Source organism: Nostoc sp. DedQUE09 (assembly GCF_034530915.1).
GTDB lineage: Bacteria > Cyanobacteriota > Cyanobacteriia > Cyanobacteriales > Nostocaceae > Nostoc.
Map to the genome: position 1 here is coordinate 1 of NZ_JAVRCE010000048.1, position 20386 is coordinate 20386.

13 protein-coding genes and 1 pseudogene are annotated in these 20386 nt (G+C 41.0%); 9 read left to right on the top strand and 5 right to left on the bottom strand.

Annotation, left to right across the window (positions count from 1 at the left end; all coding sequences use genetic code 11):
• Window positions 1–56: 56 nt before the first annotated feature.
• Window positions 57–1385: pseudogene (locus tag RMY27_RS24925) on the bottom strand (cation-translocating P-type ATPase); the annotation flags it as partial.
• Window positions 1386–1562: 177 nt separating this feature from the next.
• Here RMY27_RS24925 and RMY27_RS24930 point away from each other — a divergent pair.
• From RMY27_RS24930 to RMY27_RS24960, 7 genes are all read left to right on the top strand, one after another.
• A complete protein-coding gene (locus RMY27_RS24930) occupies window positions 1563–2642 on the top strand; it encodes an ATP-binding protein (RefSeq protein WP_322667560.1) in 1080 nt (359 codons plus the stop codon).
• A 73-nt stretch (window positions 2643–2715) separates the two neighbouring features.
• Complete coding sequence (locus tag RMY27_RS24935) at window positions 2716–3687, top strand: DUF362 domain-containing protein (protein WP_322667561.1); 972 nt, start codon at window positions 2716–2718, stop codon at window positions 3685–3687.
• 1079 nt (window positions 3688–4766) lie between these two features.
• Complete coding sequence (locus RMY27_RS24940) at window positions 4767–4952, top strand: hypothetical protein (RefSeq protein WP_094349221.1); 186 nt, start codon at window positions 4767–4769, stop codon at window positions 4950–4952.
• A 462-nt stretch (window positions 4953–5414) separates the two neighbouring features.
• Window positions 5415–5927 carry an inorganic diphosphatase gene (locus tag RMY27_RS24945; RefSeq protein ID WP_322667562.1) on the top strand — a complete coding sequence of 171 codons (513 nt, stop codon included), beginning with the start codon at window positions 5415–5417 and terminating at the stop codon, window positions 5925–5927.
• A gap of 113 nt (window positions 5928–6040) precedes the next feature.
• Window positions 6041–6424: an aspartate 1-decarboxylase gene (panD, locus tag RMY27_RS24950; protein ID WP_322667563.1), complete on the top strand. Its 384-nt coding sequence runs from the start codon at window positions 6041–6043 to the stop codon at window positions 6422–6424.
• An 11-nt stretch (window positions 6425–6435) separates the two neighbouring features.
• Window positions 6436–7338, top strand: coding sequence for an MBL fold metallo-hydrolase (locus RMY27_RS24955; RefSeq protein WP_322667564.1), 903 nt, complete (start codon window positions 6436–6438; stop codon window positions 7336–7338).
• 413 nt (window positions 7339–7751) lie between these two features.
• Window positions 7752–8228: a hypothetical protein gene (locus tag RMY27_RS24960; protein ID WP_322667565.1), complete on the top strand. Its 477-nt coding sequence runs from the start codon at window positions 7752–7754 to the stop codon at window positions 8226–8228.
• Window positions 8229–8740: 512 nt separating this feature from the next.
• Here RMY27_RS24960 and RMY27_RS24965 read toward each other — a convergent pair.
• The 3 genes from RMY27_RS24965 to RMY27_RS24975 form a co-directional block, all read right to left on the bottom strand.
• Window positions 8741–9952: an HhoA/HhoB/HtrA family serine endopeptidase gene (locus tag RMY27_RS24965; protein ID WP_322667566.1), complete on the bottom strand. Its 1212-nt coding sequence runs from the start codon at window positions 9950–9952 to the stop codon at window positions 8741–8743.
• Window positions 9953–10221: 269 nt separating this feature from the next.
• Window positions 10222–11544 carry a D-alanyl-D-alanine carboxypeptidase gene (locus RMY27_RS24970; protein WP_322667567.1) on the bottom strand — a complete coding sequence of 441 codons (1323 nt, stop codon included), beginning with the start codon at window positions 11542–11544 and terminating at the stop codon, window positions 10222–10224.
• 495 nt (window positions 11545–12039) lie between these two features.
• Entirely contained in the window at window positions 12040–13110 is a 1071-nt protein-coding gene (locus tag RMY27_RS24975) for an LOG family protein (RefSeq protein ID WP_322667568.1), read from the bottom strand.
• Between the two features lie 797 nt (window positions 13111–13907).
• Here RMY27_RS24975 and RMY27_RS24980 point away from each other — a divergent pair.
• On the top strand, window positions 13908–14735 hold the full coding sequence (locus tag RMY27_RS24980) for a GNAT family N-acetyltransferase (protein WP_322667569.1): 828 nt from the start codon (window positions 13908–13910) through the stop codon (window positions 14733–14735).
• On the opposite strand, the gene RMY27_RS24985 is transcribed toward RMY27_RS24980, so the two are convergent.
• Window positions 14709–17327 (bottom strand): EAL domain-containing protein, encoded by a 2619-nt coding sequence (locus tag RMY27_RS24985; RefSeq protein WP_322667570.1) that lies wholly within the window; start codon window positions 17325–17327, stop codon window positions 14709–14711. The two genes, RMY27_RS24980 and RMY27_RS24985, sit on opposite strands and share 27 nt — an antisense overlap.
• A 617-nt stretch (window positions 17328–17944) precedes the next feature.
• Between RMY27_RS24985 and RMY27_RS24990 the strand changes: the two genes are divergently transcribed.
• Window positions 17945–19600, top strand: a complete 1656-nt coding sequence (locus RMY27_RS24990) for a glycosyltransferase family 39 protein (RefSeq protein WP_322667571.1) — start codon at window positions 17945–17947, stop codon at window positions 19598–19600.
• Window positions 19601–20386 lie beyond the last annotated feature (786 nt).

The window sequence follows — 20386 nt, forward strand, 5'->3', positions numbered from 1 at the left end:
GTGAATTTGAGATGCTCCCGCTACATTGCTTGCAATTAGCGGTGAGAGTTGTCACCTAACCTCAGCATTTGTTTGGCTAAGGTTGCCTGACTAAAACCTGCTTTGTTTGCGGATGTAATTAATGCCCCTTCTGTAGGATCTCCCATTACTACCCACCTGCCATTCTTCTTTTCTAAATGGGAATCGTTACACAATAAACCTGCGATTAAACATTCTTGTAAACCTTTATGGCTGTTGAGGTTCACGGATTTGTCATCTATCAGGATTTCGCCTTCCGGTGTGTAACCGATACCAGTGAGAGTATATTGATATCCTCCGGCATAAATTGCCTGTACTGTCATCTGGTTTTCTGTTAAAGTCCCAGTTTTATCAGAGCAAACAACAGTTGCACTCCCCAAGGTTTCCACGGCTGGTAATTTGCGGATAATGGCGTTGCGTCGCGCCATGCGAGAAACACCTATGGCTAGGGTAACTGTCACTACTGCTGGTAATCCTTCAGGAATCGCACTGACTGTTAAAGCAACTGCTGCTTCTAAAGCTTCTTGAAAACCTCGAAAGCTTAATCCCACCACGAAGCAGAGAGCTGCTAATCCTAACACCATATACAGCCAATTCTGGCTGAATTTATTGAATTTTCTAGTTAAGGGAGTAGAAATATCCGTGTGTTGCTCCATTAACTGAGAAATTCGCCCTGTTTCTGTGGTATTCCCTGTGGCAACTACAACACCAGTACCTTGCCCAAAGGTAACAAAGCCACCTGCATAAGCCATGTTTTTGCGCTCGGCTAGAGCAATATCTGGCTTTAAAGTTTGAGTATTCTTTTCTACCGCTACAGATTCACCAGTCAGGGCAGATTCATCTATTTGTAAATTTTTAACCTTAATTAACCGTAAATCTGCTGGGACTTTATCACCAGAAGTTAACAATACAATATCCCCAGGTACTAACTCACCAGAAGCAATGCGTAATTTTTTACCATCACGGATGACGGTTGCTTCTGTGGTAATTGCTTTGGCGAGGGCAGCGATCGCACTTTCGGCTTTCGATTCTTGAATAAATCCAATGATGGCGTTAGTGGTAGTCACTCCCCAAATAACACTAGCATTCACTAAGCTGCCAGTTACCGCCTTTACTAAACCCGCACACAACAAAATAATCAGCAGCGGTTGGTTAAATTGCAGTAAAAATTTTAACCACCAAGGTTTGCTTTTCTTGCCTGTGAGTTCGTTTGCCCCTACTTCAGACAATAGCTTTTTGGCTGCTGCACTACTTAAGCCATTCTCAGCATCAGTATTTAAACCGGCGATCGCTTCGCGAATCTCCAAAGTATGCCAAACGGTGGATTGCTTTTCTTGGGATGCAATGGGAGATGCTGCCTGTACCATATTTATTTCCTTTGATTTAGTGTTAAACAAGTTTTAGCACTAAAAACAAGTGTCAAATACAAATTGGCACTAATAAAAACTGATTATAATTATAATTACTTTCAATGGTTGCTCAGTAGTCACGCAAGTGGGTATGCTTGCCGTTAGGTGAAGATTAAAACCAAGGGCAAAAACTAGGTGAATTTGGATTTGTCTACTCCTTTACAATTGGTTGGGCGATCGCTAGAATTTCAGCGAATTGTCGAAGTACTAGCCCAAGATGGAGACTTGCTGATTACTGGTGTACCTGGTAGTGGGCGACGAACTTTAGTGCGAGGGGCTGCTCAAGAAGTTGGTGCGATCGTCTTGGAGATAGACTGCATCCGCGCTACAGATGGAGAGCGATTTATCATACTGCTAACAGAGACAATTAGCCAAAACTGGGAAGCAGCACAAATTCAAGACTGGGTAAGCAAGTTTGGGAATGAGTTTTTTGTCTTTCATCCAGAAGGCAAACTTAAGTCATTGCGTTCCCTGAACCAAAAGCAATTGTGGCAAGCATTTGAAATTTTGCTCAATTTGCTCCAAATTATGGCTATTGGTTTAAATAAGCGGGTAGTGCTGATTTTGCAGAGTTTTCCGCACATTCGCTCTTGGGATCGTAATGGTTTGTGGGAAGCAACATTCAGACGACAAATCAATGTACAAACTCATGTCAGCTACGTCTTAATAGCAACGATCGCTGAAATCAGCCATCATCCAGATGAGACATATCCCCTAGAAACTATACAGTTAGCCCCCTTAGCTAATGACGTTTTGGCATTGTGGGCCAGGGAGATATTGCATATACAAGGAATGAAATTTGATTCTCGCTCACTCGCACTGCAATTATTTTTAGATGCTGTCCAAGGGCACATTGGCGACGCTATGGCAATAATTCGCCGCCTACAAACATTTTCTTATCCTGATGGGTTAATTAGTGAAGCAGCAGTGCAGCAGGCAATAGAAGGATTACTCAAAGACTTGTCTTTAGTTTTTGAATCTTTACTCATGTTATTGCCAGCAAATCAGGTGCATCTTTTAGAATGTTTGGCTTTAGATCCTACAGATAAACCACAAAGTAAAGAATATATTCAAAAACATGGTCTTTCAAGAGGTGGTAGCCTTCAGGGATCGCTGACTGGATTACAGCACAAAGGTTTAATTTATAGTGCTGAACAGGGTTATCAACTAGCGTTACCTTTATTGGCTTTGTGGTTGCGGCAGAGGTTAAGCTAGTACGCGAGATTTTAGAGAATTGGTATAAATAGGAAGATAGAAGAATATCTTCATTACTGCTAATTTATTATCCATGCAGACTCAAAACCCATCTGTTAGTCTTATTCGGGCTACATCTTATGAACGAGAGGCTTTACGAGAATCCTTAGTAATTCTCCTGGAACCTTTTGGAGGAATAGCAGCATTTGTGAAAAAAGGCGATCGCGTTTTACTAAAACCAAATCTACTTACAGGATCGCGTCCTGGTAAAGAGTGTATCACCCGTGCCGAACTAGTTTACGAAGTTGCCCAGATGGTAATTGAGGTTGGCGGTAAGCCATTTTTAGGCGATAGTCCTGCTTTTGGTAGTGCCAAGGGCGTAGCAATAGCAAATGGCTATCTGCCGATTTTAGAAGAACTCAATCTTCCCATCATCGATTTTCATGGTCAGCGTTACCAAACCGTCAGTGACAATTTTAACCATCTGCGGCTATCTAAAGAAGCAATGGAAGCAGACGTAGTGATTAACCTACCGAAAGTGAAATCACATGCCCAGTTGACATTAACACTGGGGGTAAAAAACCTGTTTGGTTGTGTTCCCGGCAAAATGAAAGCTTGGTGGCACATGGAAGCGGGAAAAGACGCGAATAGATTTGGCGAAATGTTAGTAGAAACTGCCAGAGCGATTAACCCTGACTTAACCATATTAGATGGCATCATCGGTCATGAAGGTAATGGCCCCAGCAACGGGGAACCTCGCCAGTTGGGCATTTTAGCAGCAGCATCAGATATATTTGCTTTAGATCGAGCGATGGTAGAAATCCTCAATGTTCCTCCTGAACAAGTGCCCACAGTTGCAGCTTCGCAAAGGCTAGGAGTTTGTCCAGAACTTGCTGCCATAGACTTTCCGCATTTAAATCCTGACTTATTAAAAATAGAAGATTGGCGGCTACCAGACAAGCTAATGCCTATCGATTTTGGTATGCCCCGCGTAATTAAGTCTACGTTTAAGCACCTTTACACCCGATTTATCAAGGAACCAATCAGTGTTTATGGAAGGGAGTAGGGAGTGAGGAAAAAGCAGGGGAGCAGGACTTCTCTACGAGAGGCTTCTCTTTCAGAGACGCTAATGCGAACGCTAACGGCTACGCTCAGTTACCGAGAAGAAGTTGCAGTAAGTCTTTCCCCTCCGCCCCTCTGCCTCTCTGCCCAATTTAATGCAAACATCGTTACAGCAATTTCATTTATTAGCAGAGTAATCTGTAATTACCCTCCGATTGCTTAACCAGACCGCCCTATTATATCTAGTGGCGGTTTTTTTAGCTGATTAATTTGTTATACAATTTTTCGTCTGAGATTTTGCTTTATCCAAAAAGTTATACAGATTTAGGAGCTGGAAATTGGGATTGGGTATTTTGTTCTAGATATAAGGAAGGAAAGTTTAGTAATAATCTACTACACGTCTATGCCACCTTCTAAAACTTTTTCCTCTACCTTTATATAGATTGACAAAAATGCTGTGATATTACATAGATTGCGAAATTTAAATTATTAAATATTTATTTAGTGATATTACTGAATCCATTCTGCCTCATACAGTTGATGTATCTGTATTTATTCGATAGTTATCATTGGTTACAAAAATCATTCCTACCTATTTCTTCTCTGGTGTCAAATATTTTTGGGTATAACTACCATATAACAATCAAAAGCACTGAGAGATATTCAGTGCAATTGCGGTTTTGTGTCCTGTATCACAAATTAGCAATTACAGTAAAACGACCTTATCAAAGGCTTTATAGGATGTTATAATCATGAAGTATCGGATAAATATGTTTTGCTAATTAATCTTTAATCAGCGAAAAAATGTAACTTATGATGCTGTCAAAGTTTGCTTTGCGTATGCAAGCCGTTACACCATACAGGGAAACACCTGAAAATATTAATTACAAAATAAAACATGATTTGTTTACTTGTAACTTTCTATTAAGAATTCCATGTATAAAAAGGCTACTATGACAGTTGTATAACTGGTTTAAATTGTAGAATGCTACACATTTTACAATTTAAAAATAGCTAAAATAGCATTAATACTCTCACTCAGAGAGTAAATCTACACAGTGTTACGAAGAACTTCAATTTTGTATGAATTCAAATAGCCAGTCTGCCAATGCCGATACATATTCCCAACGTTTGGCAGACATTGTGGGAACTGCGATCGCTCTGCTGACTCTTACCCTACCCGTATTTGTCATCGCCCACTATTCTTCAACTAATGTTCAAAATAACCAGCAACCTCTGATCCAAAACATACAAGGAAATCAAGATTGATCGAGCTTCCCAGCCGCATCTCCTCATGAAAAGACCTACAAAAAAGCAGAACACTGATTTTGTAGGCAATCTCTGTAGATGTGGATGTAGTTGGTCAAGAGTAAGCTGAATCTGGATTGTGTGACTCCAGATTTGAATTGTCTCAACCAAAGTTAGGACAGAAATCTCTCTAACAACAATTAAGGGCGGAGGATATCCATAATACCCTCTTGGAAAAAGCGTTGCGAAGTTTGCTCGTAACGCTTTTTCTATTTTTTGGGTAATTCAAGGGAGCAGGAAAGACAAGGGGCCAAGGTGACAAAAGTTAGCTAGTCTTTCCCCTTGTCCCCAATTCTCCTTGCCCTCTTCCCTATGCTATAGAACAAATACCTTGGGAAGAGATCCATATTGCCCTAAAATTCTACACGGGGAGCGAAGCTGACTGAGTGCCCCCGTGATTCACTGTTATCAGAGGAGTTTTTTGTGGACTTATCTCGCATTCCTGCCCAACCGAAACCGGGTTTAATCAACGTTCTGATTGAAATTACTGGCGGAAGTAAAAATAAATATGAATACGACAAGGAACTAGAAGCTTTTGCTCTAGACCGAGTACTTTATTCCTCGGTGCAATATCCATACGACTACGGCTTTGTACCCAATACTTTGGCTGATGATGGCGATCCCCTAGATGGTATGGTCATAATTGACGAACCGACCTTTCCCGGCTGTATTATTGCTGCGCGACCAATTGGCTTTTTGGAGATGATTGACGGTGGCGATCGCGATGAAAAAATCCTTTGTGTTCCTGACAAAGATCCGCGCTACACTCAAGTAAAATCCCTGAAAGACATAGCACCACACCGCTTAGATGAAATTGCCGAATTTTTCCGTAGTTATAAAAATTTGGAAAAAAAGGTGACTGAAATTCTCGGTTGGCAAGATGTGGACAAGGTTGCAGCTTTAGTAGAAAAATCCGTCAAAGCTTATAGAGGATAATAGAGGAGTTAGGAGTTAGGAGTTAAGAGTTATAAATTTTTATTCCTAACTCCTCACTTTAATTACTTTTGCTTGTTACGGATCGCAAAAACTGCCACCAACCCCAAACCAGAATGCAGCGTACTCTCCTTTTGGCAAAAATTCATAACTGCACCCTTACGGGGGCGAATATCAACTACGTAGGTAGTATCAGCATTGATGAAATCCTTTTGGAAAAAGCTGGTATCTTACCCTATGAGCAGGTGCAAGTAGTTAATAGTGCCAACGGTCAGCGCTTTATTACCTATGCGATCCCCGCTCCAGCCCATTCAGGAGTAATTGAGCTAAATGGAGGTGCGGCACGTCTAGGCATTATTGGCGATCGCTTGATTATAATGACTTACGGGCAGTTCACTCCAGAAGAGTTAAAAAGTTACTCTCCTACGGTAGTCATTGTGGACGAAAAAAACAGGCTGTTGGAAGTGCGGCGCTACGATGACCTGCTCGCTAAGGTCTAATTTCAAGGAAAATGTCAAATTTTGAGTTGTCGGATTCCCAAAGCTACATAAGAGAAAAGTCATCTACCCTGCCAAGTAGCCCAGCAGGTGAGTTTATCGTGCAATTCTGGGGTGTAAGAGGTTTAATTCCCACTCCCACTAGCAATACCAGTCGTTATGGTGGTAATACCGCTTGTGTAGAAATATATGTAGCTGGAAAACGCTTGATTTTTGATGGCGGTACTGGCTTACGCATATTGGGTAAAACTTGGCAAGAACTGCAACAGCCAATACAAGCCCATTTATTTTTTACCAACTGCCAATCAAACCGAATTCAAGGGTTTCCCTTTTTTGCTCCCGCATTTATTGGGGAAAATTGCTTCCATATTTACGGCACAGCTGCCTCAAATGGAGCCTCAATCAAACAATGTCTGTACGATCAGATGCTCCAGCCCCACTTTCCTTACCCTTTACAGGTAATGCAGTCAGAATTGCAATTTTACAATCTGACCCCAGAAAGTGACGTGAAGTTAGATGATGTCACCATTACAACTGCATTAATTAATCAAACTCAGCGGTCAGTTGGCTACCGAGTTACTTGGCAAGAGTATAGTATTGCCTACATCACGGATTTGCACCAAAATGCCGATCAAGTGGAGCAAGAGCGGATTTTAGAGTTTATTCAAGGCGTTGACTTGCTGATTGCCAATGCCACTTACACTCCGCCGACATCTCACAACCATGATGCTGCTGATTTACTCTGGCAAGCTGCGGTGAATGCAGCTCTAAATTCTGGCGTCAAACGGCTAGCCATTTCTCATCATCACCCAGATGACCATGATGATTTTCTCGATCGGGTGCAAGTCGATATTAAATCTGCTTTTCCTCAAGCCCTATTAGCCCATGAAGGTCTAGTATTAATTGTTGGTAAGTGATTTAGAGTCGTTGTAGCGATTTCCTAAGTTATGTTTAGGGTCATAGCCCTGACTGGGGAAGGAAGTTTCGCAGCATTGGTAGCCCTAAACTTTTACTACAAGTGATTGGCAGCTTTTATAAAAGAGCCGTTTTACCTGTTTTTCTGAGATCGGGCAGGAAGGCTTTTTTTCAGAGTATATGCTCTACTCTGTACAAACTAAACCCAAATTACACAGATATCGGCTTAATCCTAAAAAAGCTCAACGTTATATTATCATTGTTAGCATTTCGTTGAGATAACCAATTTTGATAAAGCTCTTCCCAATCCATCTATTTCACAAAATTGCTGTATACATTTAACTTAGCGGCTTGTATCGAAAAATTTCATATAATAATTGTTTAAGTATATACAGCTAGGTGAAATGTAGTGTATGTGATAATAGAAATAGGACGAAAGCTGCAATTTTTGCTTGGAGTATGGAGAAGTTCATGTAAGCTAAAAGCACTCTCGTCTTTTCCGACAGAATTGAAAGTAACTCATACACCAAATCCTGTACAAGCACACAGAGGCCGATTAAGTGGATATCAATACACTTGGGTATATGCCACTACAATTGAGTCATTAGCTGGAAAAGTTGTTATTGAAGAATTTGGTGCTTTTAGTTGGGTTGGAGGACAATGGTACTTCAAAAACTTCACAGGTAAACCCTTTACTCGTAATGATTTTATTGAATGGTATTCCTGTCCAAGAGGAATGATATTACCTAATTATCAATACAGTGATTTTCAAAATTGGAGTGGTAGTGCCGAATTAATTAACATGAAAACCAAGTGGTATTTTATTGGGCGAAATGAAAGTGGTAAACGTGTTAAGGGTGAAGCTGAGATTGAAGGATTTGGTGAGCTTTAGTCGGTAGACCCCCTTATTTGCAGTTAATGTGGTTTCAAAATTGCCTTGTTTCCAGTTCGCTACATTTATCTGTGGCGATCGCAGTATTGAAAGTGGCTCATTAAGTCCTTAGCGTAAGTTTCGGTATCACTGCTCATTTCACCCCGTAAACAGGGTAGTACAGCATTCCACGAAAAGGCTAATATGTGTAATAAGTGACCGAAAGTATTCTAACTCCGTTAGCTCCCCCAATGCTTAGGTGTAGCCCGCCGTAGGCATCGCAACCCATCAATTCCAACTTATCAAAAGAGGAAACCAGTAGTACCGAAAACTGCGATCGCACATCGCAGTTTCTATTCAAAGAGGATGTTTGAAAAGTCTAAATTTTTACTTGTCTTGGCTACTGGAAGTCGCGGCTACACGAGACTTTACCCACCTTTGTAGGTTAAAACCTTTATAGACTATACGCGCTTTGGGCACAGCAATGCTGTGCCCTTACTATTCCACACAATAAAAATAGACTATGATTGCCCCTACGACGCATTTTGCAACTCGGCTGTGCGGACTGAAAGCTGCTCTGTCTTATTACCTCGTTGCACTTTTACCTGTAATACTTGACCAAGGCGACTGTCTTCCACAACATTCTGTAATTGTTCAGCACTGGTAATTGCTTTACCATCAACTTGCAGAATTACATCCCCACGCCGGATACCCGCAGATGCAGCTGGAGAATTGGGGACAACTCGCATGACGAAAACACCATTGATTTCTGGTATCTGAATCGGAGAGTTGGGATCGGTGTTATTTTGCTTGGCGAGATCGGGTGTCAAAGTTAGCATTTGCACACCTAGATAGGGGTGAGCAACTTTGCCATCGCGTTGCAGTTGCGCGGCGATCGCTTTAGCTTTATCAATAGGAATTGCAAATCCAATACCCATCGCATCAGGGCGAATGGCTGTGTTGATACCAATTACTTCCCCTTGACCATTTAATAGTGGTCCGCCAGAGTTACCAGGGTTAATAGCAGCGTCTGTTTGAATAAAATCCAAACGTTTGTCACTAATACCGACTTGGGCGCTGGAACGTTTGAGAGTACTGACAATTCCCAAGGTAACAGTATTATCGAATCCCAAAGGATTACCAACTGCGATCGCCCAGTCTCCTACTTGGACATTAGTGGAAGAACCCAAGGGCGCGACTGGTAAATCGTTACCAGCGTTAATCTTGACTACTGCCAAATCTGTGACTTCATCAATACCTTGAACTTTCCCTTCAAAGGTGCGGCCATCTTTGAGTCGAACTGTTACTTTATCAGCCTTATCGACCACATGAGCATTAGTCATAACTAACCCGCTCTTGTCAATAATGAAACCTGAGCCTAAACCGCGTAACTGCTCAGAAGGAATCTGTTGGGAGAAACCGTCACCAAAAAACCGACGGAAAAAGGGGTCTTCCATAAATGGATCGACGCGACGAGTAATTGTTCGCTCAGTATCAATCCTGACAACGGCTGTACCTACACGATTAACTGCTGCTGTGACAAAGCTGGTGCTACCGATCGCAGCACTAGCTGGTGATTGCCGTTGAGCAATTAGATTTGAAGTATCAACAGTTATTGTGGGTGCTGGTTCGGCTTGGGAGGGTAACACTTGCAATGTACTAACCGCTAGCACAACTCCTAGCGCGATCGCTAAAACATGAGTAGTGAGTTGCCGTAAAGACCGAGATATTTTGGGAAATCGCATAATCACAACCTAATTTATAAGCTTAATTGTTGCTTAGTCGTGACAAATCTATTTACAGTTATTTTTACTTTTGGTTTCGCCTGCTCTTTCCCCTACTGGGGTTAGGGCATTTTGCGAACTACCATGTAATCAACTTAATGGAAAATTTAACCCAAAAGCTATTATGGACATTTACCCTTTACAAGTTCGGTTTTTACCCATCAATAAAACTTTTGGATTGCTAACAAGACTAGTCCGCTCTCTGTTCTAACTGTAGACTATGGAAGTCCCTAACTTTTGTATAAAATTTCATTCCGATTAGTTGCACCTAGCTGGGGTAAAGAGTTGATGGCTGAGTGGGGAGTAAGGTTAACAGGAACGGTTGGAGGTAGTTGTAATTGTTTGACAACACTTTGCAAAAGTTGGTCTTGTTCAGTCCGCAAACCCCAGACATTTGTCCCACGGTTGATAATAGCAAACCAAACCAAACCGCGATCGCGTGTGGGCATCACTCCTGCTAAAGCGCTTACATCTCGGAGAGTACCAGTTTTGATCACAGTCGCCAGGGGAATGTGTCTGGCGTGGAGTGTCCCCCGGTGATCGAATCCAGACATGGGGAACAAGTCAGCTAGATTCAGTTGATGGGCAGATGCCTCAGCTTGAATAGCCATCAACATGGCACAAGCCGCTCTAGGGGAAATGCGATTTTCGGGGCCCAGTCCAGAACCATTGATTAACTGAATTTCCACTTGTGGCACTCTCGCCAGGCTAGCAGCAGTTGATTGGACTACAGTTGCTCCCCCGACTGAATCTGCCAGCATCTCTGCCATATCGTTGTTACTGTAAACGTTCATCTCCTTGATTAGTTGCTTCAAGGGCAATGAGCGATGACGCAGTAACAAAGTTTGTTGAGGGTTTGGTTGGGCTTCAACTTTCACCCCGCCTGCAATCAGAACTTGAGGCTTGGGTGTTCCCTTGGGCATAATTGAGTGTGTATAAATCGCAGGGCGTCCCCAGGTTGCACGATTTAGCGTTTGCTTGAGCATCAGACCGGCTAGCATTGGCTGACGTTGAAAATTCATGGCAAAACTGCCAGTAATAATCAAATTCCCCTTTACTTGCTTGATGCCCATTTTATTGAGAGTATTACCAAGAGCGATCGCTTCTTCCCAAACAAACAAAGGATCGCCACGGCCTGTAACCACCAAATCGCCCTGCACAACTCCATTTACCACTGAGCCAGTGACACTCACCAAAGTATCAAATTGATAATCTGGCCCCCAAGTTTTCAAAGCAACTAGTGAAGTGGCAATTTTGGTTAAAGAAGCAGCCGGTAGAGGTGTCGTACCTTGATGATTGGCCATCAGCATTGGCCCCGACTGCATCCAAATCCCCTGATTCTCAGCCAGATTTTGCGCCACTACTTTTGATGTTATGAGCTTTTTCAGATATTCCTGCACCGTAGTCGCCCCAGCTGGATTTGGATCGGGGGCAAGAACTAAGCCAGGACTACTTTGCCAAGTCAAAGCATCTAAGGCATCTAAAGGCTTGATTTGTACCCCAGCCATTTCCAGCCAAAGCGACACCAAACCTGAACCCAATAATTCCAGCATTTTTTATTCCTCTGTTAGGATCTCAAGCGTTGTTTACTGTGCTAATATACAAGCTTTTTTACAAAAATCAGTATTGAGTCATAATAACTAGTGTTTTTCTCATCTGTAAGTAGGGTGAATCATATTGTTTTCCTGGCTTATTTAACAATGCCAAAATGCCCATTGCTCATGAAGATAGATAGCCGCATGAGATTTGTGATAAAAATACTTATATCAAACAGCAGACTTGCAGATATGTGGAGATATTAGCCGTTGGACTGATTCAGGAACTGGTGATGTCTACTACTGGCTATTCATTGACGCACTTCTATGACCCAATACGGTTCGGATCAGCATTTTGAACTCAGAATTACCTTTGGAGGAAAGGTTAAAGATTAAGGGTTAAAAGTTTTTTCCCCCTTTCCCTTTCCCCTTTAACCGAACCGTATTGTTCTATGACCTTAAAGCCAAGAAAGGGAAAGTAATTCAAAATTCTCCCCCTGTCTTTTTTAATGCCTACTTCCTTTCTGGATGCGCTGCATCCTCTGGCGAAGGAGTACCCATCCGGTTAATTGTGGCAATCATCTGATACAAGCGCCCTAAATCGCGTTGATTGAAATATAAAATGAGGCGAGGTAGTCCAACAGTTTCATCTTGTGCTTCTTGAGGTAATGCCTGACTTTTTTCAATTCTTCCTTGAATAATAATGTCGCTAAAATCAGCATTTAGTTGTTCTAACAGAGCGTCTGATATATCTGTCTTCAGGCGGATGACTAACTTCTCACCTACATAGCGGCTGGAATGATAAACCTGGTAAAAACCGGTGATAGCATCACAAGCCACATCCAGGTTATCTGTCACCGTGTAAAGACTGGGGTCTTCAGGATTGACAAGACCATTTTGCACTAATTGCTTATCAATATATTCGCTCCAAGAGCGCCAGTAATCACCACCGGGGCGATCAATTAAAACTAAAGGTACTGGCCCAAATTTACCAGTTTGGCTTAATGTCATACATTCAAAAGCTTCATCTTGAGTACCAAAGCCTCCCGGAAACAAGGCTACAGCATCACTTTCTTTGAGAAGAAACAGCTTACGGGTGAAGAAATATTTGAAGTTAATTAGCTTGGGATCACCCTCTATAAAAGGGTTTGCTTGCTGTTCAAAGGGTAATTGAATGTTTAATCCAAAGGAATTTTCTCGCCCTGCACCTTCATGACCCGCCTGCATGATTCCACCACCACCACCAGTCATCACCATAAATCCTAATTGAGAAACAATGCGAGCAAACTCAAGGGCCATTTGATATTCTGGTCTATCTGGCGCTAGACGAGCAGAACCAAAGATGGTGATTTTGCGAACGTGTCGGTAATCATAAAAAAGCTGGAAACCGCGCTCCATATCTGCTAATGCAGCGGATAATATTTTCCAATCGAGACGCTCAATTTCATTATCAGCTAGACGAACAATAGTAGTAAGTGCTTGTTGAATAAATTGCCGATTTTTTAATGTCGGTAAACGAACGATCAATTCAGCGATATTCGCCTGTAAAGACTCTAATGTGTCAAACGACGCAGATGAGGTCATGAGAACTGCTGCAACAATGGCATTATATTTTACGTGAACTACTCACACTCTAGCAAGCAAAAATAGCCCTTTGATGTGCAGTTAGCAAATTAATTCAGAACTGGCAGAACTGGTTTTGAAGCTGAAAATTCTAAAATTTTTTTTGATCAGGCTTGTTGTGATACTTCAACTTTTGAAAAGTATAGCAAGTTCTCTCGGTCGACCAATTGACATAACTCCTTCACTGAGGTTAATGGTCGTCACAATATACAGCAGATTTCAAGTTGGTGAGGTACACAAGCTAAGTCTGTTGCCCAAATATAAAGCGTGTTTTACTCCTGAATTCTGTTAGCGCAACGGGGCGCAGCCCATTCTGGATTCTGAATTCTGCTGTAGATCAGGGTTTGTGTAAAATGCTATGACTTACATCTATAGCGTATATCAAAAGAAAATTTTGTATCTTATTGCCAGATTTTTTGGGAATTAATGCCCATAATAAAAGCACTCTAACCCTAATCTAAGAAAGTAAAAAAGCTCTCTAGACCACAATAGCGTTCAGTTCAACCTAAAATACTGTAGAGACACGAAATTGGACTAGGCTTCTCTACAAGACGCTATGCTAACTTACTGCTGCGCTAACGCGTCTTTACAGGTCAAAAATCAGTACCAAAAATCCTTAACTCAAGCGTATTGCTCTAAAGGATCTTTGCTCGAAAACTATCTCAATTACACTTCGACACATTAATGCATAATGTGAGCTATTTGTATAGTGCCTAAATCCTAGTAGAATATTTTCGCAAATCTAAGTAGGAAGATAGATGGAAGTTTCTGGACGCATCAATTACCCACTGAATCCTCCTCCCCCTCTTGAAGATTTTCCCGTCCTTCAAACTGAAAAATATATCCTACGGCTGGCTTCAACTGAAGAAGAACTAGAATCAATTTTTCGGTTGCGCTTTGAAGTTTTTAATCTTGAACTAGGCTTGGGATTTTCTGCTTCTAACTTTACCCAGATGGATATAGATAAGTTTGATGCGGTTTGCCATCATTTAATCCTAATCTCCAAACATACGGGTAAAACGATTGGAACTTATCGGATGCAGACCTATATAATGGCTTCTCAAAGACTAGGCTTTGATGCTACCGATATATTTAATCTTAATGGAATTCCTAATTCTGTGCTTCAGGCATCAGTGGAACTTGGGCGTGCATGTATAGCTAAAGAATATCGCAATAGTCAGGCACTTTTACTACTCTGGGAAGGGCTGGCAAATTATCTCATCTGGAGTAAAAACCAATATTTCTTTGGCTGTGCATCATTACTCACACAATGTACTAGGCAAGCTACTTGCGCTTATGATTATTTTCGGCAGAATAACTTGATGCATCCAAGTATTTTGGTTTACCCAAATTCACAATTTTGTCTAGAACTGACTCAAAATTTTTCAGATTCATCTAATGTTGAGATTCCTAAAATTTTACAGGCATACTTAAATATTGGAGCTAAAATATGCAGCCTTCCTGCTATTGATCGGCAGTTTAAAACTATTGATTTTTTAACTATATCTAATATTGCAGACTTTGCCAGATGGCGTTATCCAAATCCTCTCAAGAAACCCTTACCACTGAGAATTTTTCACGATTAATGCCACTGCTGCTGCCTTCTCCAACGGACGCGAGAAAAAATATCCTTGTCCATATTCACAGTTCAACTTCCTTAAAAATGCTAGCTGCTCTTTTGTCTCCACTCCTTCGGCGGTAACATCCATACCTAATTTGTGTGCCAATGTGATAATTATCTCAATAATTTCTAAATTCTTGCCATTAGCATCTATGGGGCTGACAAAGGAACGGTCAATTTTCAACACACTAATCGGAAAGCTATGGAGACGGCTTAATGAAGAGTAGCCTGTACCGAAATCATCAATTGATAACTTAATGCCCATCTTCTGAAATTCTGAGAGTGCGGCATTTGCCTCATCGCCATTTTCCATAATTGCACTTTCAGTAATTTCTAACATCAGACTGCTAGCATCAAGACCAGTCGAGCGCAAAATTTCCCCAATCTGTTCAATTAAATCCCGTTGAGAAAATTGCTTGACTGAGAGATTAACGCTGATTTTCTCTAATGAGTTTGTTGGATGGCTCACCTGCCAGCTTTGCATCTGGCGGCACGCCTCATGTAGTGTCCAGTAACCAACGTCGACAATCATTCCGGTTTCTTCTACTAGGGGGATAAAATCTGTGGGAGAAATCAAACCACGCTCTGGATGCTGCCAGCGCAGCAGAGCCTCAAAGCCTATAAGTCTGCCATTAGCGAGGGAAACAATCGGTTGGTAATAAAGCTGAAACTCGTGGCGTTCGATCGCTCGGCGTAGATCGTTCTCTAACTGCAATCTGACCAGAGCCTTAGTATACATCTCTTGGTTAAATAGTTCATAACGAGCTTTGCCCAGCGCCTTGGCTCGGTACATAGCTGTATCAGCGTCCCTTAGCAAGTTTTCTGGTTGGTCATAGTCTACTGTCGAACTCAGGGCAATGCCAATACTTGCCGTTGTAAATACTTCTTGCCCGTCAAGCTCAAGGGGTAATGTCAGTTCTTGTTGAATTCGTTCAGCTACTTTAATGGCTTCTGACACATTCTGGATTTCGTCAAGCAGGATTGTAAATTCGTCTCCCCCAAGCCGTGCAGCTATATCCGTAGAGCGTATGCATACTCCTAATTTATTTGCAATAGCAATTAGAAATTGGTCTCCTTTTAAGTGTCCGAGACTGTCATTGATCACCTTAAACCGATCCAAGTCGAGAAATAGTACAGCAAATAAATAATTCTTCTGTCGCTTGGCTCGCTGGAGTGTGTGTTTTAAGCTCTCCATAAAGAAAGCTCGGTTTGGTAAACCTGTCAGTGCATCGTGAAATGCATTATGTCGTAACTGTTCTTCTACCTGCTTACGCTCGTTAATTTCAGCTTCTAATTGCCTGTTAGCCTCTAAGAGTCCAGCAAATGAATCTTGTAATTGAGCAGCCATTTGATTATGAGCCTGAGCAAGAACTCTTAGTTCGTTGATGCCTTCTACTTTAACGGTTTGGTCTAACTTCCCATTAGCGATTTCCTTTGAGGCAAAGCTCAAACACAGAATTGGTTGAGTAATCCAATGAGAAGTAATCACTCCTATACCTGTAGCCAAGATCAAGGCTCCTAAACACAGCAAAATAGTGGTTCGGGTGTTAGCTTCGATATGCTCCATAAAGTCGGCTTCTGGAACCACCACGATAATTACCCAATTTAGCCCACAGTCGGCTGTAAAGGGCATTAACTGTACGAATTGCCGCTTGCCATCAATTTCAAATTCTAGCTGTTGACTAGAAGAAATGTTTCTAAAGTTACCAAATTGGGACTGCAAATACTGTATTGTCAGATGAGTGATCCGATCGCTACTAGCGATCGCTCTGAGCCGTTTGGATGTCTTTTTTCCTCCCTCATAACTCAGGATAAAAGGTTGCTCCGCGGTTGAGGTTGCTACCAACTCTCCAGAATGCTCGACAATAAATGTTTTTCCTGAGCGACCAATCTTTAAACCGTGCAAGAACTCACTCAACTGTGAAAGAGATAACGTTGCATTTGTCACTCCAAGCAAAGTCCCTGTCTGGTCATAAAGAGGTTGGGTTGCACTGAACGCTAGCCCTGATGAAGAGAAATATGAATAAATTTCTGTGCAAGTAAGTTTGCCCGCTTTCACAGCATTTGTATACCAGGGGCGAATGCGAGGATCAAAGGTTTTGTTAATTTGAATTAACTTGACAAGATTACCTTGATGATCTGTGCTGTAAGTATAGTAATTGTTACCTGTTGATTGATCTTTTTTTCGGATGACTAGTGAACCATCGTAAAGGCGATCAACTGAATGAATTTCTCCTTGTGTACTTGCAAAAGCGATCGGACTTAAGGGCTTGAATAACTGTATTTGATGCCATAAATGGTGTTCTAAACTTTTTGCATCTTTTAAACTTAACTGACCAATATGGACAGCATTGGCGTTAATCTGAGTGACGAGTTGGGGGATTTTTATGTAATCGGTCACATGTTGATGAATCCGAGTTGTAACTTCATTCCGTAGCTGAGTAGCAACCTCATTAACAGCTTTCTGACCATTTTTTAAAGATAAGAACGCTGTTAAGCCTACAGCAACAGAGATTTGCAGGATGAAAGGTACTACAAAAGCTACACGGAGTGGCACTCTCAAAAACCTTTTGGAAATCGAACGCAAAAAATTCTGCTGTGGCATCTGCGCGATCTTAGCCTCCGATAACTTAAAAGCAAGAGTTTATCTTCTTGCCAAAGGAGTATTCTTAATCTGCTGATACAGCTACTTTAAACTGCTACCTCGAATTCTTATTAGTTAACAATACCAAGTGGCGATTGCCCTTTCTACCCCTGTCCTGGAAGCAAGAAACAATCTTTCGTTCGCCATTAGGCGAATACCCTTTTTACAGGTAGGAGAATTGAGAACTATAACCCAACTTGCAAAGCTATGAACCAATGCACAGTAGTTGTGAAATCGCTGTACCACAAATACGGCTACATCTAGTGTATTTTACACTCCATTGATATCTCGGTTTCAAAACCAAATCCAGTTTTGCGGGATTTGATACAATCTTGTCTAATCCTTTTGGTAGTTAATAAAGGAGAGGTGTTGATTGTCAATCTTCCCAATCAAATAAAAGTATGGTTGGCGATGTTTAACAAATAGGCTTTGCTGAAAGTCTTGGTGATGTCCACGACGGGCGTAGCTGCGGCACCTCATCCAGTACGCTTAATTAGATCATTTGAGAAAAATTTTTAGGAAACCCACTTATGCGCCATCTCAAATTTGCTCCGAGTTGGTTGCGGTTTGTAATTATATTCTTATTGGCGATGGGTATATTATTTCGCTTTTTTAACCTTGATGGCAAAGTTTACTGGCATGATGAAACTTATACCTCATTGCGAATTTCTGGTTACACAAAAACTGAAGTAAAACAGCAAATTTTTAATGGTCGTGTTATTGCCAGAGAAAGTTTTGCTCAGTTTCAAGGTACAAATCCAGAAAAAAGCTTAAATGACACAATTATGTCTTTGGCAAAACAAGATTCTCAGCATCCACCGTTGTATTACATAATAGCCAGATTGTGGATGGAAATCTTTGGTAATTCGGTGACGGCGATTAGAAGTTTATCAGCCTGTATCAGTTTGCTGGTGTTTCCTTGTGTTTATTGGCTATGCCGAGAATTATTTAATGTGCCATTATCGGTTCCTGGTGTTGCGATCGCACTCATGGCTATCTCTCCAATTCACTTAGTATACGCCCAAGAAGCACAAGAATATATTCTTTGGTTAGTCACAATTTTACTATCCAGTGCGTCTCTGCTGCGAGCTATACGGTTAGAATATGAGCTAGCAAAAGAACGCCAAAAACCTGATTCATTCACTATCTGGAGCATTTATGCAGTCACCTTAGCCATTAGTCTTTATACCTTTCTTTGGAGTGCATTTGTAGCAGTTGCTCATGGAATTTATGTGATGATCACTGCCAAATTTAAGTTTACTGAAACTGTGAGAACTTATCTGCTAGCATCACTAGTGAGTTTTTTAGCTTTCATGCCTTGGATAACAGTTGTAATTGGTGACTATTTTCAATTTTTAATTTCAGCAGATAAAACAACAATACAGTCAGATTTAATACCTTTATTTCCATTTTTATTAATGCAGTTAAGCCGGATTTTCTTTGATGTAGGTCTGAAAGCAGAAAATTCTCTAGGCTATTTAATTGCACTAGTTTTTTTAACTTTAGTAGGATATTCAATTTATTTTATTTGTCGCTCAACTAACTATAAAGTCTGGTCTTTTATCATTATATTAATTGTAGTACCAGCATTACCCCTAATACTGCGAGATTTAATTGCTGGGAGTATACGATCGTCTGCCGAAGCATATTTAATCCCATCTTATTTAGGAATCCAATTAGCTGTTGCTTATTTACTAGCTACGCAACTATATAATGCGAGTGTGTCACGTCGCAGAATTTGGCACATAATTATGGCATTAGTGGTTATTTGTGGTTTGATTTCTTCTAAGGTGAGTTCCCAGGCAGAAACTTGGTGGAATAAGGATATGAATTATGGCAATCCCCAAGTAGCCCAAATCATTAATCAGAGTAATCGTCCACTTTTGATTAGTGATGCTTTGGGTAATAATTATGGTCATGTCTTTTCTTTAAGCTATCTTTTGGAAGCGAAAGTGCGATTTCTATTGGTGAACAATCAAAAAATTCCTAAAATTCCTGATGGGTTTACTGATGTGTTTTTACTTAATCCTTCAGAGGCTTGGGGCAAAACTATAGAAAAAAAGTATAAATTCAAGACAGATATTGTTTATAGTGATAACTATTATTCAATCTGGAAATTGACTAAAACTCGTAATTTGCGCCAACGTAATACCTCACTTAATAATAAATTATCTGCAACCTTGTGAGCGTATTCTTCCATAAATCATAAATAAGCACCCCACCCTAACCCTCCCCGATGGATTGGGGAAGCAACTCGATTTTCTGGTTTCCCCCTTTAGAAAGGCAGGGCTGATTCATTCCATTTCAAACAGGATTTGTCAAGATGGTTAGCAAGAAAATTGTAAGTAAGCGTGACGAAGAGATGAATATTTAAGCACTGAAATATCAGTAAAATAGTTGGTTTCATCGGCACGCTAGTAACAAAATAACTAATTTTTAATTGCTATAACCCTTGATTTTTAAAGCTCTTTGGGGAATGAAACAGCCCTGCTTTAGAAAGGCAGGGCTGTTTCATTCGTTCAGATCGCGATTTTGTCAACAGTATCAGCCAAAAATTTGAGTAAGTTGGTAATCGAAAAATTACGGCTTCAACCGATAAATTTAAGTGCGATCGCCTGGTTTTTGTCTGAATTGGATTGTTAACAACCTGATTTTTTTGACTGATACGCTTGTAAATTAAGGACTTTTAGGGAATGAAACAGCCCTGCTTTAGAAAGGGGGGATTAAGGGGGGTAATTCGACTTGTGTATACACCGTAGCTATCATCTTCCACGACTCGTGCAAGAACTTAAACCCCCGATTGTGTGCAGAATTTACGCCACTTTGAGTTTCTGCATAGGTAGAGATTGGACATTTGACCGCGCAACAATACAATGTACAGGTGCAGCAGAACTTTCACCCTGATGATTTATTTGCTTTGAGCGATCGCCTCCATACCGCGTCTATTTGGTTAGACATTTTTAATAACTAGT